17 protein-coding genes are annotated in these 17,000 nt (G+C 44.9%); 9 read left to right on the top strand and 8 right to left on the bottom strand.

Translation table 11 applies throughout. The features are described from left to right. Positions 1-780: 780 nt before the first annotated feature. A complete protein-coding gene (locus tag ACFPFU_RS18145) occupies positions 781-1,578 on the bottom strand; it encodes an MOSC domain-containing protein (RefSeq protein WP_377066675.1) in 798 nt (265 codons plus the stop codon). Positions 1,579-2,019: 441 nt separating this feature from the next. On the opposite strand from ACFPFU_RS18145, the gene dnaK reads away from it, so the two are divergent. The 3 genes from dnaK to ACFPFU_RS18130 all read left to right on the top strand — a co-directional run bounded on the left by dnaK (position 2,020) and on the right by ACFPFU_RS18130 (position 5,726). Next, on the top strand, positions 2,020-3,945 hold the full coding sequence (gene dnaK, locus ACFPFU_RS18140; RefSeq protein WP_377066673.1) for a molecular chaperone DnaK: 1,926 nt from the start codon (positions 2,020-2,022) through the stop codon (positions 3,943-3,945). Between the two features lie 127 nt (positions 3,946-4,072). After that, the gene (locus ACFPFU_RS18135) at positions 4,073-4,447 is read left to right on the top strand and encodes a co-chaperone GroES (protein WP_377066671.1); all 375 of its coding nucleotides are present in this window, start codon (positions 4,073-4,075) and stop codon (positions 4,445-4,447) included. Between the two features lie 520 nt (positions 4,448-4,967). Further along, on the top strand, positions 4,968-5,726 hold the full coding sequence (locus tag ACFPFU_RS18130) for a DUF6733 family protein (protein ID WP_377066669.1): 759 nt from the start codon (positions 4,968-4,970) through the stop codon (positions 5,724-5,726). An 82-nt stretch (positions 5,727-5,808) separates the two neighbouring features. Here the strand turns inward: ACFPFU_RS18130 and ACFPFU_RS18125 are convergent, their stop codons facing one another. The 6 genes from ACFPFU_RS18125 to ACFPFU_RS18100 all read right to left on the bottom strand — a co-directional run bounded on the left by ACFPFU_RS18125 (position 5,809) and on the right by ACFPFU_RS18100 (position 9,662). Further along, positions 5,809-6,300: a Dps family protein gene (locus tag ACFPFU_RS18125; RefSeq protein WP_377066667.1), complete on the bottom strand. Its 492-nt coding sequence runs from the start codon at positions 6,298-6,300 to the stop codon at positions 5,809-5,811. 170 nt (positions 6,301-6,470) lie between these two features. Continuing rightward, on the bottom strand, positions 6,471-7,493 hold the full coding sequence (locus tag ACFPFU_RS18120) for a hypothetical protein (protein WP_377066693.1): 1,023 nt from the start codon (positions 7,491-7,493) through the stop codon (positions 6,471-6,473). Positions 7,494-7,504: 11 nt separating this feature from the next. Then, entirely contained in the window at positions 7,505-7,828 is a 324-nt protein-coding gene (locus ACFPFU_RS18115) for a DUF3817 domain-containing protein (RefSeq protein ID WP_377066665.1), read from the bottom strand. Between the two features lie 19 nt (positions 7,829-7,847). After that, positions 7,848-8,432: a hypothetical protein gene (locus tag ACFPFU_RS18110; RefSeq protein ID WP_377066663.1), complete on the bottom strand. Its 585-nt coding sequence runs from the start codon at positions 8,430-8,432 to the stop codon at positions 7,848-7,850. 25 nt (positions 8,433-8,457) lie between these two features. After that, entirely contained in the window at positions 8,458-8,994 is a 537-nt protein-coding gene (locus ACFPFU_RS18105) for an acyl-CoA thioesterase (protein WP_377066661.1), read from the bottom strand. A gap of 11 nt (positions 8,995-9,005) precedes the next feature. Beyond that, positions 9,006-9,662, bottom strand: coding sequence for a protein-L-isoaspartate(D-aspartate) O-methyltransferase (locus tag ACFPFU_RS18100; RefSeq protein WP_377066691.1), 657 nt, complete (start codon positions 9,660-9,662; stop codon positions 9,006-9,008). Between the two features lie 126 nt (positions 9,663-9,788). Between ACFPFU_RS18100 and ACFPFU_RS18095 the strand changes: the two genes are divergently transcribed. The 4 genes from ACFPFU_RS18095 to ACFPFU_RS18080 all read left to right on the top strand — a co-directional run bounded on the left by ACFPFU_RS18095 (position 9,789) and on the right by ACFPFU_RS18080 (position 12,588). Next, on the top strand, positions 9,789-10,376 hold the full coding sequence (locus ACFPFU_RS18095; RefSeq protein ID WP_377066659.1) for a riboflavin synthase: 588 nt from the start codon (positions 9,789-9,791) through the stop codon (positions 10,374-10,376). Between the two features lie 124 nt (positions 10,377-10,500). Next, the gene (locus ACFPFU_RS18090) at positions 10,501-10,881 is read left to right on the top strand and encodes a (deoxy)nucleoside triphosphate pyrophosphohydrolase (protein ID WP_377066657.1); all 381 of its coding nucleotides are present in this window, start codon (positions 10,501-10,503) and stop codon (positions 10,879-10,881) included. A gap of 132 nt (positions 10,882-11,013) precedes the next feature. Beyond that, positions 11,014-12,318: a S8 family serine peptidase gene (locus tag ACFPFU_RS18085; RefSeq protein ID WP_377066655.1), complete on the top strand. Its 1,305-nt coding sequence runs from the start codon at positions 11,014-11,016 to the stop codon at positions 12,316-12,318. A 30-nt stretch (positions 12,319-12,348) separates the two neighbouring features. Continuing rightward, positions 12,349-12,588: a hypothetical protein gene (locus ACFPFU_RS18080; RefSeq protein ID WP_377066653.1), complete on the top strand. Its 240-nt coding sequence runs from the start codon at positions 12,349-12,351 to the stop codon at positions 12,586-12,588. A gap of 70 nt (positions 12,589-12,658) precedes the next feature. On the opposite strand, the gene ACFPFU_RS18075 is transcribed toward ACFPFU_RS18080, so the two are convergent. Next, on the bottom strand, positions 12,659-13,480 hold the full coding sequence (locus ACFPFU_RS18075; RefSeq protein WP_377066651.1) for a mechanosensitive ion channel family protein: 822 nt from the start codon (positions 13,478-13,480) through the stop codon (positions 12,659-12,661). A 319-nt stretch (positions 13,481-13,799) separates the two neighbouring features. On the opposite strand from ACFPFU_RS18075, the gene ku reads away from it, so the two are divergent. Next, on the top strand, positions 13,800-14,573 hold the full coding sequence (gene ku / locus ACFPFU_RS18070) for a non-homologous end joining protein Ku (protein ID WP_377066649.1): 774 nt from the start codon (positions 13,800-13,802) through the stop codon (positions 14,571-14,573). Next, the gene (ligD, locus tag ACFPFU_RS18065) at positions 14,573-16,996 is read left to right on the top strand and encodes a DNA ligase D (protein WP_377066647.1); all 2,424 of its coding nucleotides are present in this window, start codon (positions 14,573-14,575) and stop codon (positions 16,994-16,996) included. Before ku ends, ligD begins: the two co-directional genes overlap by 1 nt. Positions 16,997-17,000 lie beyond the last annotated feature (4 nt).

Here is a 17,000-nt window from a genome sequence, read left to right as displayed (position 1 = left end):
ATGGGCAGTTTTTACACAATATGCGCAAACATTACACAACCAAACTCTTAATCCTGTTTTTTTTTATTGAATATCCTTCAACTTCTCTCAATTTTTAGGCCAGTTTCACCAAAAGATGTTTTCTCATCATTATTTGTTTACAAGTATTTGATTTTTAGAAACTTAAATATTCTTATTTAAGATGCAACCCGCCCGTCATTGCGATCCGCCGGGGCGGAGAAGCAATACCTTCACGATTTCGCTAAGAGATCGATACGACGCGGACAGCGATACGTTAAACCGGACGGACAGGTTCCCATTTCTCGTGACGAAAATCTTCGTCACTGCGAGGCTTAACATTTAGAAAATGCACAAATCAGGATGACGATTACCACCATGCGCAGCTGATATGGCTGTCCAAAACCATTGGAATAATGGTTTTCAAAACAGTTGAATATCAGTAAATTATACAACAAGTTATCGGTAGGAGTTTATCCCGGCCAACCAGGAAAGCAGTCTCTTTTTATACGGACCCGTCATGGGATCGCTTCGGCGCGGAGAACGTCTCCATCAATTAAACCGAAAGGTTGCCGCTTCTCGCGATGACGAAAAAAATCGTCACTGTAGCCCTTTTAGGGGATTGGCTGGCTGGAAAAGGACCTTTCGTAAAGGGATACCCACCGCCCCATCCCACAAGCCGCTCCTCGAAACAGCCTGTCCCGGACACTTTCGGAAACGGCTTTTTTACAAAAACTTCACCGAGTTTCGTTAATTTATTAACGAAAAAAACAGGACTTTTTACTAAGTAGAAACCAGCTGATCCCCCACGCTGACCGTCCCTGCATCCATGGCAATAAGGTTTTGGCCAAACAGGATTTTGTCGTGGGTTTTCCGGTAGGTGGATAAGGAGCGGAGCGGTTCTTTACCCTTTTTTCCGGTTTTTTGATCGATAGTAGTCATTACGCATCTCGCGCAGGGTTTAGATACCCTGAAAGTGACCTCCCCGATTTTCAGCCCCGACCAATCATCCTCTATAAAAGGCATGTCTGAAGAAAATACCAGATTGGGGCGGAACCGGTCCATCCCTATTTTTTTCTCCAGCCTTGTGTTTAAATCATCCAAAGATGCCTGTCCAATGAGCAAGTAAGGCATGCTGTCGGCAAAACTTACCTGCCCGTCATCAACGCGGTATTTTTTCCCGATTTTTCTTGTTGTTCCGGATTTGGGAAAAGCCACCAGCCTTGCATTAAATCCCAATACCTCCGAAAACCATCCGTCAGCATCCGGGCTGACCAGATCCGCTTCCAGGGTGTCATCCCAAATTCTCACCATCAGCTTTTTCCCACTGGTCTGGGAGAGGCCGAATTCAAACTCCAGAGTCTGGCATTGCTTATGAAAAACCTTTAAGGTATCACCGGTCAGCTCTGATTGTAAAAGAGCCATCCCGTGATGGGACCGCTGGCTGAGGAACCTTCCCGATCCGTCCACCAACATCCATCTTCTGTCATATTCAAAGCCCGCCGCCTCGGCTTTACATGCTGACAAGGAGATCCCTCCAAGTGATTTGATGGGGTAGATGTAAATATGGGTGATTTTCATATGATTATAATTTTTTTTTAATAGGCCATATGGAATCTCGCAATCTATAATCATCCCAGTTTATGACGATCCCGTCATGCTCGATTTCATAATTACAAATTTAAGGGTTTCACGGGAAATTATGATTCGAAAAATGCAAGGCCAAATTCCGCTTGTTCCAACATGGCAATGGACAGACGCTTTATAGGTAGGATGAAGGACTTGGTCAGTAGTGTGATGACAAAGGTTAATAATCGTAGGAGATTAGACAGTGCACCTGACATTTCCTGCCGTATATCCCCTGTCAACCTCTCTTTCTAATTAATCATACTGACACAAAACAATGAATTCCTGACACCGATTATGACAATGTGGCATTAAATCAGGCTCTGGTTTTATTGGCACATTGGTTGTTATCCTAGAACAGAAAGCAAAAAGAAAACGAATAAATATTATATAATCATGGGAAAAATTATTGGTATAGACTTGGGTACTACCAACTCTTGCGTAGCCGTAATGGAAGGGAGTGAACCCGTAGTAATTCAAAACAGTGAAGGTAGAAGGACCACGCCTTCTATCGTGGCATTTTTAGACAACGGAAGCGGAGAAAGGAAAGTTGGGGATCCAGCCAAAAGGCAGGCCATTACAAACCCGGCTAATACCATTTCTTCCGTCAAAAGATTCATGGGCAAGAAGTTTTCCGAGATATCAGAGGAACGTAAGCATGCCTCCTACAAAGTAGAGCAAGGCTCAAATGATACCGTAGCCATCAAAATCGGGGACAGGTCTTACACCCCTCAGGAAATTTCGGCCATGATCCTGCAGAAGATGAAGTCCACCGCGGAGGATTTTCTAGGACAGGAAATTACGGAGGCGGTCATCACGGTGCCTGCTTATTTCAATGATTCCGAACGTCAGGCAACCAAGGAAGCAGGACAAATTGCGGGATTGGATGTGAAAAGAATCATCAACGAACCTACTGCCGCCGCCCTTGCCTACGGGTTGGACAAGAAAAACAAGGACATGAAAATAGCGGTGTATGACCTTGGTGGCGGTACATTTGACATCTCTGTCCTGGAATTGGGTGACGGCGTGTTTGAAGTAAAATCCACTAACGGTGATGTTCACCTCGGAGGTGACGATTTCGATCAGGTGATCATCGATTGGTTGGCGGCTGAATTCAAAGCTGAGGAAGACATCGATCTGAGAAAGGACCCCATGGCACTCCAGCGGCTTAAAGAGGCGGCGGAAAAAGCCAAGATCGAATTGTCCAGTTCTTCAGGCACGGAAATCAACCTGCCTTATATCACCGCGACACAAACCGGTCCCAAGCACTTGGTGAGGAGTCTGTCAAGGTCCAAATTTGAGCAATTGGCCGATACGCTGATCAAGAGGTCAATGGCGCCTGTTAAAAAAGCCATGGACGATGCAGGTTTGAACCCCTCAGATATTGACGAGGTGATCCTGGTGGGCGGGTCTACCAGAATCCCCAAAATTCAGGAGGAAGTGGAAAAATTCTTCGGAAAAAAACCTTCCAAGGGCGTTAACCCTGATGAGGTAGTGGCCATAGGTGCCGCCATCCAGGGTGGGGTGCTTACAGGAGAAGTTAAAGATGTCCTGTTGCTGGACGTTACCCCTTTGTCTTTGGGCATAGAAACCATGGGAGGGGTGTTTACCAAGTTGATAGAATCCAACACGACCATCCCGACCAAGAAGTCTGAAGTGTTCTCCACTGCGGCAGACAATCAACCTGCTGTGGATATCCACGTGCTTCAGGGAGAGCGGTCGTTGGCGAAGGACAACAGGAGTATAGGAAGGTTCCAGCTGACGGATATTCCTCCCGCGCCCCGCGGTGTGCCTCAGATTGAGGTAACTTTCGATATCGATGCCAACGGGATTTTGAGCGTGTCAGCCAAGGACAAAGGCACCGGAAAAGAGCAAAAGATTAAAATCGAGGCTTCTTCCGGCCTTTCTCAGGACGAAATCGATAGAATGAAAAAAGAGGCTGAAGCCAATGCCGCTTCTGATAAGGCGGAAAAAGAAAAAATCGATAAGTTGAATCAGGCCGATAGTCTGATTTTCCAAACAGAAAAGCAGCTCAAGGAATTTGGGGACAAGCTTTCTGAAGGCAACAAGACAGCCGTGAACGGTGCTTTGGAAAAACTGAAGGGAGCTCACAAAAGCCAGGATATTGCGGGGATTGATGCAGCCATGCAGGAACTTAACAATGCCTGGAGTGCGGCTTCTCAGGAAATGTACAATGCCACACAAGGCGCGGAAGGCCAGGGAGAAGCTTCCGGCGCTGCCGGCAGTGACGCAGGTGCTTCTTCCGGAGACGGTGTGTCCGATGTGGACTACGAAGAAGTAAACGAAGAAGACAAGAAGTAATGCGTTAGGAAATCAGAAAATGGAGAAATTGGCGTCCCTGAACAGCGAAGGGATGCCTTTCTTTTTTTCTGAAGCACGGATGGGATTGTGAACATAGCTGTGTAGGTACATTTAACTGGATAAAGTCATGCAGTTGACATCTGACAATAAATTAAAAAAACTGATAATAGTAGGGGACAGGCTTTTGATAAAACTCAAGAAGCCCGATCAGAAAACCTCCAGCGGACTTTATCTCCCGCCAGGCGTGCAGGAGAAAGAAAAAGTCCAGCAAGGATATATTATCAAGGCGGGCCCCGGATACCCCATTCCCATTCCTGTGGAGGAGGACGAGCCATGGAAAGAACATGGAGAAAGTATAAAGTACATCCCTCTGCAGGCAAAAGAGGGCGATCTGGCGGTCTTCCTCCTTAATGGGGCATATGAAGTAATATATGAAGGTGAAAAATATTATATCGTACCCCAAAATGCTATCCTGATGCTGGAACGGGAAGAAGATTTATAGATAAGCATTTTTTTTAATGCAAAAGAGCCGAGGGGATAACATTCCCTCGGCTCTTCGTATTTACAGCCCAACTGTTTTGTGCTCCAGGCGTTTTGGGGAGAAATCCCTTCTTAAATACTTTTAGGCAAAAGGTGTATACGTACCTCTTTTATTATCATAATTACTAATAATCATATTTTCTCGTAGTTTTTTTCATTAATTTAATATATATATAATATTTCGTATAATATTAATATTTCAGATTTTTATTTCAAATATATGTCCATACTTAGCTATGTCAGTGTATTTTTAAGCGATTTGTTATTGTGTTTATATTTTCATATAAGATAAATAAATAACGTATATGATTAAATAATTAACGGTAGTTTTTATTTTTGATATAAATTTGAACCAATATTTTAATAATTTTTGCAAATTAAATAAATTACTGTTAATATTGAATTGTTAAAAAAACGAATCATTGTAGAATAATATTTTGATTGAGTTATAGTTTAAAAATTAACCTAAATTTTCAAAAAACATGAGAAAAATTGACGTTCCAACTTTGTTTAAAGGTATCATTGCTTTAGGGCTGTTTTTGATAGTTGCGGTTTCACCGGTGTTTTCACAGACAGAAGACAAGTTCAGTTTCGATATTACGGTGAACTCAGATCAGTTTTTTGGGTTTTACCCTTTCTTCGCCGGATCCTATGAGGTGAGCGAAACATCTGCATTTACCTTTTACGGTATCTTATGGTCAGGTGGTACCGGAGGTGTGCAGGGCGCCGGCGGCGGCGGATGGGGCAACTGGACCGAATTTGGTGTAGGTATGAATTTTGATGTTGCAGACGGTCTTAGCATCAATCCCCAGGTGGGCATAACCGGAGGTAATTTGCTGTCTTCCGGTACTGCGGGGCCAAGTATATTTGGAGATGGAATAGTCCCGAACCTCACCATTGGCCTGGACAAAGCCAGAACGGAAGGCGAAATCTACTTTGGATTTTATTCGCCCCTTAGAAATAAAGCTCCTGAAGGAGGAACCACCTTATCCTATATTCACTACTGGGCGAATTTTGGCGTAAAGGCCTCGGATTTCTTCTCGATAGGCCTACATTATGAGCAACTGACGAATGCCGGAGGATCCAATGTGACTTCATCCACTGATGTTTACCAATGGTTAGGACCGTATATCCAATTCTCAGACCCAAAAGGAAAAGCGTTTGCAAGATTGTCTGCCGGAGGCGATTTGGTAGAAGGTAATGACTCTTTCTTTAAAGTAACGACAGGGTTGAGTTTTTAATTTGAGCGATGATCACATAATAAAAAAAGCCTCTTTGTCTAACAAAGAGGCTTTTTTTATTATCAGCGTTTCCGTTTGATATTTATTCCTTGATAAAAGAGGTTAGCATCCAGTGATGGAGCTCCACGCTTTTGATAAATGCGATAAGCATATCTTCGGTTGCTATATCGCCAAGATCAGCCACCTTTTCGGCACATTCATTCATGTTGTCGACTAAGATCTGGAAGTCTTTCAGTACTTCCTTGACCATCTCTTTGGAAGAAAGGCCGGTCCCAACCTCTTCAATGTCGGAATGTTCAAGGTAATCCTTCATCAGGCTATAAGGCGTCATGCCAAATACCCTGATTCTTTCTGCGATAAGGTCAATATTGGCGAAAGCCTCATTATACAGTTCTTCAAATTTTTCATGAAGATCAAAGAAATCACCACCGGTCACATTCCAGTGAAAATTCCTTAATTTTTGATAATGGACATGGTAATTGGCCAATAATTTATTCAGTGAACCTACGATCTTCTCTGATTCATTTTTATTATACCCTAACTTTTTAAAAACTCTTTTTTCACTTACACTCATAACGTTGTTATTTGGTGGATTAATGAATAATTTAAAAGATCTTTTTCTGCTTTAAAAGCTCATAAATTATGCCAAACCTGCCTCAGGCAGACACAATAATAATACATCTAAAACGGGGAAAATGTTTCGGTAAAATCCATCTTGCGCCCGATAGATCTGCCTAGTAAGGCCTATTTGCGAAGTACCAAATTAAGGCTTAATCTCAATATTTCCCCCATATTCCGGCATTTAATGAATTTGTCGTTTTTATAATGGCGGGCCAGTTCGTGTTTGAGGGTATAGGTGTTTTCGGGAGTGGACAGATTGTCCCTTTCCATGCTGTCCAATATGTCGGCAATCTCATTGGGAGAACTTTTCAGGCGGGTGGCAATCAAAGCCCTTTCCTCCCGTTGATATTGAGCCATTGATTCAGATGTGATGTGTTTGATGCCCAGTTGGATCAGGGCGTTGTTCTGTTTAAAATACTGGGGGAGATAAATGGATTTTTTCCCCTCATAGGATTGCTGGTCAAAGTCAATCGACCTGATCCGATAGTGGGTTTCCTCAAAATCAGGGGTCACGTCGATAACAAAGTTGGAAGAATGCATGTCGCCCAATAACCGGACAAAGCAGCGTTCGTTGAACTTGACAAACTCCTTGGACAACCGGATGGGATTGAGGAGCGGATCATGGATCTGCTGCTTCATGAATTGCTCACCGGGTATCCCCGCAATATGCTCCTCGATCAGGGAATCCCTATATACGAGGTAACTGATCCTATTGGGGGAAAGCAGGTGTTCCAGTTCCAGGCCACAAACCCTGGAGGCATCCGCGTTTTTGATATAGAAGTAGTCAAAGTTGTCATTGATGCGGTTGACAATCCTTACCCGGAAGGGCTGCGTATTGCCATATATGCAGAGATCAATCCTATCCACATACAGATGTTGCATCACGGACATGTCGCCGTCTGCCTTTAACAGGGCATAGATTTTTTTGACCTTATAATGGATTTCGTTCCTGTCGGATTCGTCATAAAATACCGTTTCCCATAAAGTATCATTGCCTTTGAAGTCATACAGGGCGATGGAATTGCTATAGCGCAGTAAATCCTGATAGTGGATGGGAATGTCCACCTCTCTTCCATATTTCAGGAGATATCCCCGCAAATTTTCACTGATGGGGTAGATGATTTTCTTTTTACTGATAACCGCCATCATTACCTTGTTTAAGACCGTGCTTCGATTAACCGCTCCTGTTTTTTAAGCTTCCTATCAAATAAAAACGGCCCAAAGGGCAAAACGGATGCAATCACGCCAAACATGGCGGTTTGAAAGGACCACCTCAGTTTTCGGCTGGTAGGATAAAGCACCAGCATGTACAAAATAAAAAGGATGCCATGTATCCAGCCAACATAAGTTACCATGGCGGGCAGCTCAAATACCCATTTTAATGGCATGGCAATGAATACCAATACCACCAGGGAAATACCTTCTGAGATACTGACCCATCGGAACCTCCGGAGTATGGCCAATCTTTCCTCGTTTGTCATTTAATTCTTTTTTTAATGCTTATTTTTTGATATTGAAAAACCGCTGCAAGGTCGCCCAGAGTTCTTTTTTAAGAGATACATTGTTTTCCAGATCAGATAGCTCATCGGCAAAGAAACATTCAACATCCTCTTGTATGATGTGGTAGTTTTCCTTTTTTCTCCCCATGACAGGATGGTGAAGCGTGCCGAAGACAATCATTTTCTGAGGGTTAAGCTGTAGCAAATGCGCTTCACCGGTGTCTCTTACGGCTTCCTCGGATAGGAGAGCGATGTCTTTAAGCGAGCAGTTGACAGCGTTTAAGACCTTCATAAGAAACGCCCGGCTGCTTTCGGCCAAACCTTCCCCCTGATAGAGCACCAACACATTTTTTTGATATTCGCCTTCATATTCCACCGGAATGGCGTCTTCTTCCTTACTTGTCACGGGTTCAGGCGGAAGCCCGGGAGCGGCTGTGTCCAGGTCCCTGTCCTCAGGTTCGGAGACAATCATATCTTCAAGGCCATGTTTTTGTGAGATCCTTTCGGACAGTAGCCTTTGTTGGATTTCATCCTTGATCACGTAAATGTCTTCGGTTATTAACAAGCCCAGTTCATTTAAGTTCATAACTGTCTGATTGAATGTGGATTATTTATTGGTTTTTTGACGTATCTTCCAGGTCAAACAATGATTTTAGCTCAGCAGCATCTTTTGGATCCATTCTTTTGCCTAAAATCAAACGCAGTTGTCTCCTCCGAAGTGCCCCTTCAAACAACTCTTTTTCTTCCTCTGTGATGGGTTTCAATGCAGGGACCTGGACAGGTTTTCCTTTTTCGTCCACAGCCACAAAAGTGAAAAATGCCCTATGGGTAGTTATTTTGCTGTTGGCAGGAATATCTTCAGCAAATACTTCTATATATACTTCCATCGACGTGTTAAACGCGCGGGTTACCTGGGCCTTCAAAGTCACCACGTTACCCAACGCGATGGGGTTCTTAAAAGAGATGCTGTCTGCTGACGCGGTCACGACAATGCTGTTGGAATGCCGTTGGGCAGATATGGCGGCCACGATATCCATCCAATGCATCAGTTTGCCTCCCATCAGGTTATTCAAGGTGTTGGTATCATTGGGAAGGACCATTTCGGTCATGGTCGCCTCAGAATCTTTCACGGTTTTTTGTCGCTTCATGTCATACAGTATTATTTCCAGCCTTCCTGGCCGAGCAGGGGGACAAAGGAAAAATTGTCAAAAGTTTCTTTGAGTATTTTTTTTTCAGTCTGTTTGGTAAGTCTAAGCATTTTTTGGGTTTTACGGTCTCCCACGGGAATGACCAGCCGGCCACCCACGTCAAGCTGTTTCAGCAGGGATGTAGGTACTACCGGGGCTCCTGCAGTCACCAGTATTTTGTCAAACGGTGCCTGTTCGGGCAGTCCCTGGCTGCCATCGCCGCAGTAATGTTTCACCTTTATACCGATTTTCGGAAGGAATTTTTTCGTCCGCTCATAAAGGTTGCTGTTGTACTCGATGGTATGGACTTTGGCACCCAAAAGGTAAAGTATTCCTGCTTGGTATCCCGACCCCGTACCGATTTCCAGTACTTTCTCACCTGGACGAATATCCAATAGTTCGGTTTGGAAAGCTACCGTGTAGGGCTGTGAAATGGTTTGCCCCTCGCCAATGGGAAAGGCCTTGTCCTGATAGGCATGGCTAAGCAGCGCGGAATCAAAGAAAAAGTGCCTTGGCAAGGTGTTTATAGCATCCAATACTGCCTGGTTCTTTATTCCCTTTTCCTGTAGTTTTTTGACCAGTTCCTTTCTTTGCCCTTTATGTAAATAGGTGTCTTCCGGTTTCAACATCATGGTGGAAAAATCATTATAGGATGATAGTGCGAAGTTAATGCTAAAAATGGCTTAATTTGGCATCATATTACCAATAATCTGATCCGTAGGAATATTTGATCACCATAAGTATTTGATAAAGATATGTTTACCGGAATCGTTGAAGCCGTAGGGGAAATCAAAGCCTTGCAAAAGGAAGGCAGCAATGTGCATTTTGAAATCGAGTCTGGCCTGGCAGCGGAGCTTAAAGTGGACCAGTCTGTAAGCCATAATGGGGTTTGTCTCACTGTCGTGGAAACAAAAGGAAACCGGTACCGGGTCACAGCGATCGATGAGACCTTAAAAAAAACAAGTCTCGGCGAATGGAAAACAGGCGATAAAGTGAATCTGGAACGCTGTATGCCTGCCAACGGCCGGTTTGATGGACATATCGTACAGGGACATGTAGACCAGGTAGGCACGGTGATATCCAAAAAAGAACAGGACGGCAGCTGGGTGTTTAACTTTCAATACGACCCATCCCAGGGAAATATTACCGTCGAAAAGGGGTCAATATGCGTGAACGGAACCAGCCTCACCTGTTTTGATTCCAGGGAGGGAAGTTTTTCAGTGGCGATCATACCTTTTACCTATGAGCATACCAATTTCCACGGTTTGCAGGTGGGGGATAAAGTGAACCTGGAATTTGACATATTGGGCAAATACATTCAGCGGATCTTAAAAGGATACTGATCAAGCGGAGCGGTTTTGAGGGCATCAAACAGATTTTTTTGCCCCGGCTCTTTTAAACGTTCATACTCTGAACCCACGTTACTACAGCAAAACATTTTAACTTTATATTCCTAAATCTTTTTCAATGCTTGAGGTTACCTGTGCGGTCATTATAAAAAGAAACCTGGTGCTGGCGGTCCAGCGGTCCCACACCATGGCCCTGCCCCTAAAATGGGAGTTTCCGGGGGGTAAAGTGGAACCCGGTGAGACAGAAGAAACCTGCCTGATGCGGGAGATTCAGGAAGAGCTCGGCGTGGAGATTGAACTGAATAGGAAACTGGAATCCGTCGAGCATGATTATGGGGATTTTGCCATTCGCCTGATCCCCTTTCTTGCTACAATCCGGTCGGGAGAAATTCAGCTGAAGGAACACCGGGATTTTTGCTGGCTATCTTTAAGCAATCTCCGGAAGTTGGATTGGGCAGCTGCGGATTTGCCGGTCGTCAGCCAAGTGGAGAAGTTGTAAGTGAATTAAGCAAATAAAAACGGCCCCTGCGTGATTTATCTGCCCCATTTTATGTAAATTCAAGTGATTGGAATAACATCCGCAAAAATAGTCCTGGTATTTTGTTTATTTCCTAACCAAACATTCACCGACATGGAACCTTACAAAAGTGATTCGGTACCTTCGGGAGACCAGTTAAAATATACCGGCAAAAGATTGTTGATGCTGGACCAGACTGCCGGATACAAAAACATCACTGACCAAGCTTCAGGTGTATCCCTCCGGCTGGCTTTTTCCAGCGATTATAAGAGCCATGAGGAAGATTATGTCAAAGCTTTTTCGGAAGCTGACGGGATCGTGTTCGACCGCTTTGGTGTGGCCGTGGTCAATGAGGATCACGAGGACCAGATCAGTGCGCTTACCGCGGCAGAAAAGAGCTTTCGCTATTCGGAACCGGAAAGATATGTTTATGCCCTTGGTCAAAGGACAGGCATACGTTTTATTCCGGCAAATTTATGGCGGCTTATCTGCAAGCTGTTCAATATCAATCCGGGCAATCCTGCCCCTTCACCGCCCGTTGACAATCCTGTTTTCGAAGATGATACACAGGCTTTTTGGGGCATTCATGCCATCAATGCCCTGGCATCGTCCTTTACAGGAAAGGGAATCGGCCTGGCCATACTGGATACCGGGATGTATGAGGGTCACCCTGATTTTGCGGGCAGAGCCATCAAGTTAAAATCCTTTATAGAGGGGGAGAGCGTGGAGGATCAGCATGGCCATGGAACACATTGTGCGGGCATTGCTGCCGGCCACATCCATATGGATACAGCCATCCGGTACGGCACAGCGCGTGAAGCGGACCTGTATATAGGCAAAGTCCTGTCAAATTCCGGCGTGGGGAGTGACAGCGGCATCCTGGCGGGAATGGATTGGGCTATCGGAAACGGATGCAAAGTTATCTCCATGTCTTTAGGGGCTTCCGTAGGGGAAGGAGATCGTTATTCGGATATCTACAATGATCTGGCAAAAAAAGCCATGGATATGGGTACACTGATCATCGCTGCGGCCGGGAATGATAGCCGGCGGCGTCAGGGCATCATCCGGCCGGTAAACCATCCTGCCAATTGCCCCGCTATTCTGGCAGTAGGTGCATTGGATAATAGATCCGGGGTGGCCGACTTTTCCTGTGGTGGGATTAATCCAGACGGCGGGAAAGTGGATATTGCCGCGCCCGGTGTGGAGATTTACAGTACTTGGAGAGAACCCCATCAGCATGCCGTTCTCAGTGGTACCAGTATGGCCACTCCATTTGCAGCAGGAGTAGCGGCCATGCTTTGGGAAGCCCATCCTGATGCGGAAGCATCCGAAATATGGGAGAAGTTGACCGAGAGTGCAAGACAACTGCGGCACCCTGCCCGGGATGTTGGAGCCGGACTCCTGCAAGCCCCGATGTGAAAGAAGGGTGTCATTAAATTCCTGACTACGATGAGTATAACCCCAAAAAATTTTATTGCCTCCGTAGAGGACGGTCAAATCAAGAAAATAGACGCAATTGTCCAGCAATTGGAAGACAAGGGCTGTAAAATTACCGGCGTTCTCTCTACACTGGGAATCATCACCGGCTGCAGTTCAGGGATGGAATCCAGTTTGGATGAACTCAAAGTCAAAGGGATCAAACACATAGAAGAAGACAGAACGTTAAGGGCATTGGAAGAAGAAGACTGACCTGGGCCTTCGTTGTTTTACCTTCTTTTGCAGGCTGATCCTGATAATATTTAATATACCTTGACCGTTTTTAGGTTAGTTTGAATCCTGCGTTTTTCAATGCAGCCACTACGGCTATGATGGCACCGGACCGAACTTTGGAGTCGGGCTGTGCCCGGTTATGGGTGTTTACCCAATAAGTGACGGTGATTTTTAAAGTGTTTGCAGCCAGCTCGGACACGTTGACCACCGGTTTTTTATTGCCGCTCAAAATTCCGGGCACATTTTTAATGGTTTCCTCCGCGAGCAAGAGGGCTTTCGGGTAATCCGAACCATAATCAAGGCCGAAGGTAAAGTTATAGCTTAGATAACCATCAATTGTAAAATTGATCAAGGGGCTTTTAATGATATTGGCATTGGGAAGAAATACATCTTTGCCATCCCCTGTTTTGATTTGGGTATCCCGGAGATTCAATGCCAGCACCCGCCCTCTCATGCCATTGATCTCCACCGTGTCCCCGACCCTGAAAGGCCTTTTGAAAGCCAGCAGGATCCCCGCCAGAAAGTTTTCACCGATATCCTTCAAGGCAAATCCAATGATAAAAGCCGTAATCCCTGCTCCTGCCAGAATGCCACTGACCACACCGGTGAGTCCGAGAAAGCGGAAAAGCAGGGTGAAGCCGAATATCAAAATAAGCCCCCTGATAGCGGCAGCTATGAAATCTGCCAGTAGAGGGTCTTTTGTGGTTTTGCTGAGTCGCCGGCTTGCCACATTTTTGATCCATTTGGAAAAAAAGATGAAAAAAAGCAGAATCAGAAGGCCCAGAACAACCGCAATGGCCAGTCTTTCCATATCTTCAAGATCACCCATAAGGATCTCCTTAAGCTTTTGAAAGGATTCATGTAAGTTCATTTACATCGGGTTTGGAAAATAAAATGATGGCTGCATAGGATAACAACGGTTAATAGAGGCATTCAGGCATCAATCAGGGGTTTATTCAATGAAAATACCCATGCCCTGGCCACCGCTGCCTTGGTGTTAGCCTGATGTTATTTTTTACTGTAAGCAATTTTTTTGCCGACTGTTAACAAGATACCCGATAAAACGGGAAATAATAAGAGTAAATCATTGGGGAATATATATCGTTTGGGAAATAAGTGGTATAAATTTAGCGGATAATTTTGATGTCGTATAGTTGAATAAAGCTTTTGCTTTAAAACAGATTAGGTTTATGAGATCAATATGGAATGGCTCCATCAGCTTTGGGTTGGTAAATATCCCCATTAAAATGTATTCCGCTTCTGAGAAGAGAAGGTTGGAACTGGACATGCTGGACCGTCATGACCATGCGAGGATCAGGTACAAGCGGGTGAATGAGGAAACCGGAAAGGAAGTAGCCTGGAAAGATATTGTTAAAGGTTATAAGAAGGGCGACGAGTATATCATCCTCGAAGACGAGGACTTTGAGCAGGCTAACGTAAAAAAAAGCAAAACCCTGGATATAGAGGCTTTTGTGAAGGAGGATGAGGTGGCGGAGGTACTTTTCAAGAAGCCCTATTTTATCGAACCTCAAAAGGGTGGGGGAAAATCCTACAACCTTCTCAAGAATGCTTTAAAAAAAACCAAAAAACTTGGGCTCGCTACTTTTGTGATGCGACAGAAAGAGCATTTAAGTCTTATTGGGGTTTATAAAGATATCCTGGTCTTGCACATCATCCGGTTTGCAGAGGAAATCCGGGATGGTTCTGACCTAAAACTGCCCACGACGAAAGTGTCCAAAAAAGAGGTGGATATGGCGCTTTCTCTGATTGACCAGTATACCGAAAAATTTAAATTTTCCAAGTATAAGGATGTATACAACAATCAGTTGATGAAGATCATTGAGGCCAAATCAGGAGGCAAGAAGCCTAAGGTGAGGCGATTTGAAAGTAAGGCTACCCCGGCGAAAGATCTTATGGCCCAGTTGAAAGCCAGTTTGGAGAAGAAAAAGAAAAAAGCTTCCTGATGGGACTGGATGACTATAGCAAAAAGAGGGACTTTGCTAAGACCCCGGAACCAGCCGGGAGCAAAGAAGCCCCGGGCGGGACCCTTCGCTTCGTGGTTCAACGGCATGATGCCAGAAGGCTGCACTATGACCTGCGGTTGGAAATGGACGGGGTGCTGAAAAGTTGGGCGGTACCCAAAGGGCCTTCCATGAACCCCAAAGACAAACGGTTGGCCATCCAGACCGAAGATCATCCTGTGAAGTACCTGGATTTTGAGGGGACCATTCCCGAAGGGAATTACGGAGCCGGTAGGATGGACATTTGGGACAAGGGGACTTACAAGCCCCTGAAAGGCGGCGAAAAGGAGCTTATCCGTGCTTTGGATAAGGGAGACCTTAAAATACAACTACATGGGACCAAACTTCGCGGGACCTTTGCCTTGGTCAGGATGGATAAAGAAGACAAAAAAGACCAATGGCTGCTGATTAAAAAAAAAGATGAATTTGCTACAGAGCTGGGGTATGACGCTGAGGATATTCAGGACGATGAGGACGAAGAGGCGGGCTCCGTAAGCCTCAATAAACTTGTAAAACCCATGTTGGCGATGAAAACTTCCGCCATTTTCAGCAAGGCGGGTTGGGTTTATGAAATCAAGTGGGATGGTTACCGGGTAATGGCCAATATCCAGAACGGAACGGTGCACCTGTACTCCCGTAACGGCATTACCTACAACCAAAAATACCCCTCGTTGGTGACGCAGTTACAGGCCGTCCCCCATGATGCGTTGCTGGATGGGGAGGTAGTGGTCGTGAATGAAGAAGGCATCCCCGATTTTCAGAAGCTGCAGCATTATTCTGAAGAAATTGATGGCGAGTTGCGGTATTATGTGTTTGACATACTGTACCTCAACGGCCATGACACCACATCCTTGCCGCTGTTGGAGAGGAAAAGCCTGATTCCGGAAGTCATTGAAGATATCCCGCAGGTGTATTATTGTGATCATGTGGAGGGGATGGGCAAAGCTTTTTACGAAAAAACCATCAAAAAGGGCCTTGAAGGAGTGATCGCCAAAAAAGCCGATTCTTTGTATTGGAGCGGGGCGAGGACTGAAAACTGGCTAAAAATCAAATCCAAAGAAAGCCAGGAAGCCTTGATCTGTGGTTATACCACATCGCAGGGAAATCTTTTCGGCTCCCTGATACTGGGACTATATGAAAATGAAAAGCTCATTTATATAGGCAATTGTGGCTCGGGGTTTAACCGGGAAAGCCAACGGCAGCTCCTGAACCAGTTTAAACCCTTGATCATCAAATCGCCCCCTTTTGAAGACAAGATTAACCTAAAGGGAAGAAAAGCCATCTGGCTAAACCCTGAACTGGTATGTGAAGTACAGTTTAGCCAATGGACCAAAATGGGTTTACTGAGGCATCCTGTTTTCAAAGGACTAAGAACGGACAAGATGCCTCCGGAAATACATAAAGAAACCGAAACCGATCCTTCTGCCATGAAAAAAAAGACAGCTCCAAAAAAAACACCCAAAACAGATACCTTGGAAATCAATGGGTTTGATGTTCCGGTAAGCAATTTGGAAAAGGTATACTGGCCCGACGAAAAAATCAACAAGTACCAGTTGATTTCCTATTACATAGAAATATCCGATTATATACTGCCTTTCTTAAAGAACAGGCCGCAAAACCTGCATAGACATCCAAACGGGATAAAAAAGGAATCATTTTATCAAAAAGACATGGCTGAGACCATTCCGGAATGGATTGAGACGGTATCCATTTATTCGGAATCCACAGAGAAGGATATTGACTATATGCTTTGCCAAAATGAGGCGACTCTGGTATATATGGCCAACCTGGGTTGCATAGAAATCAACCCGTGGAATTCCAAAAAAGACAGCCTTGACCGTCCCGATTATGCGGTAATTGATTTGGATCCTTCTGACAAGAACACTTTTGAAGAAGTCATTGAGGTGGCCCAGGTGGCCCATGAAATACTGGATACTGCCAAGATCAAACATTTTTGTAAAACCTCAGGCTCTACCGGCTTGCATATTTACATCCCTATGGGTTCGGGATACAGCTATGCGGAGGCCAGGGATTTTGTCAAAATTATCTGCCACCTGATCCATGATAATTTACCCAAATTAACCAGCATGGAAAGGGCAAAAGACAGCCGGAAGGGGAAGATTTATCTGGATTATCTTCAGAACGCCAGGGGGCAGACATTGGCGGCTCCTTACTGTGTCAGGCCAAAGCCCGGCGCGCCCGTTTCAGCTCCGCTGGAATGGAAGGAAGTAAAAAAAGGCCTTGCCATTCAGGATTTCACTTTGCTCAATATGGCCGAGAGGGTCAAAAAAAAACCCGACCTTTTCTTGGAAGTGTTGGGAAAGGGGATAGATATGAAGCAGGCTTTGGAGAGACTAGGTGATTGATTGT

Origin of the sequence: Negadavirga shengliensis (assembly GCF_042652345.1) — a bacterium.
GTDB lineage: Bacteria > Bacteroidota > Bacteroidia > Cytophagales > Cyclobacteriaceae > Negadavirga > Negadavirga shengliensis.
This window is presented reverse-complemented; position numbering and strand designations above follow the sequence as displayed.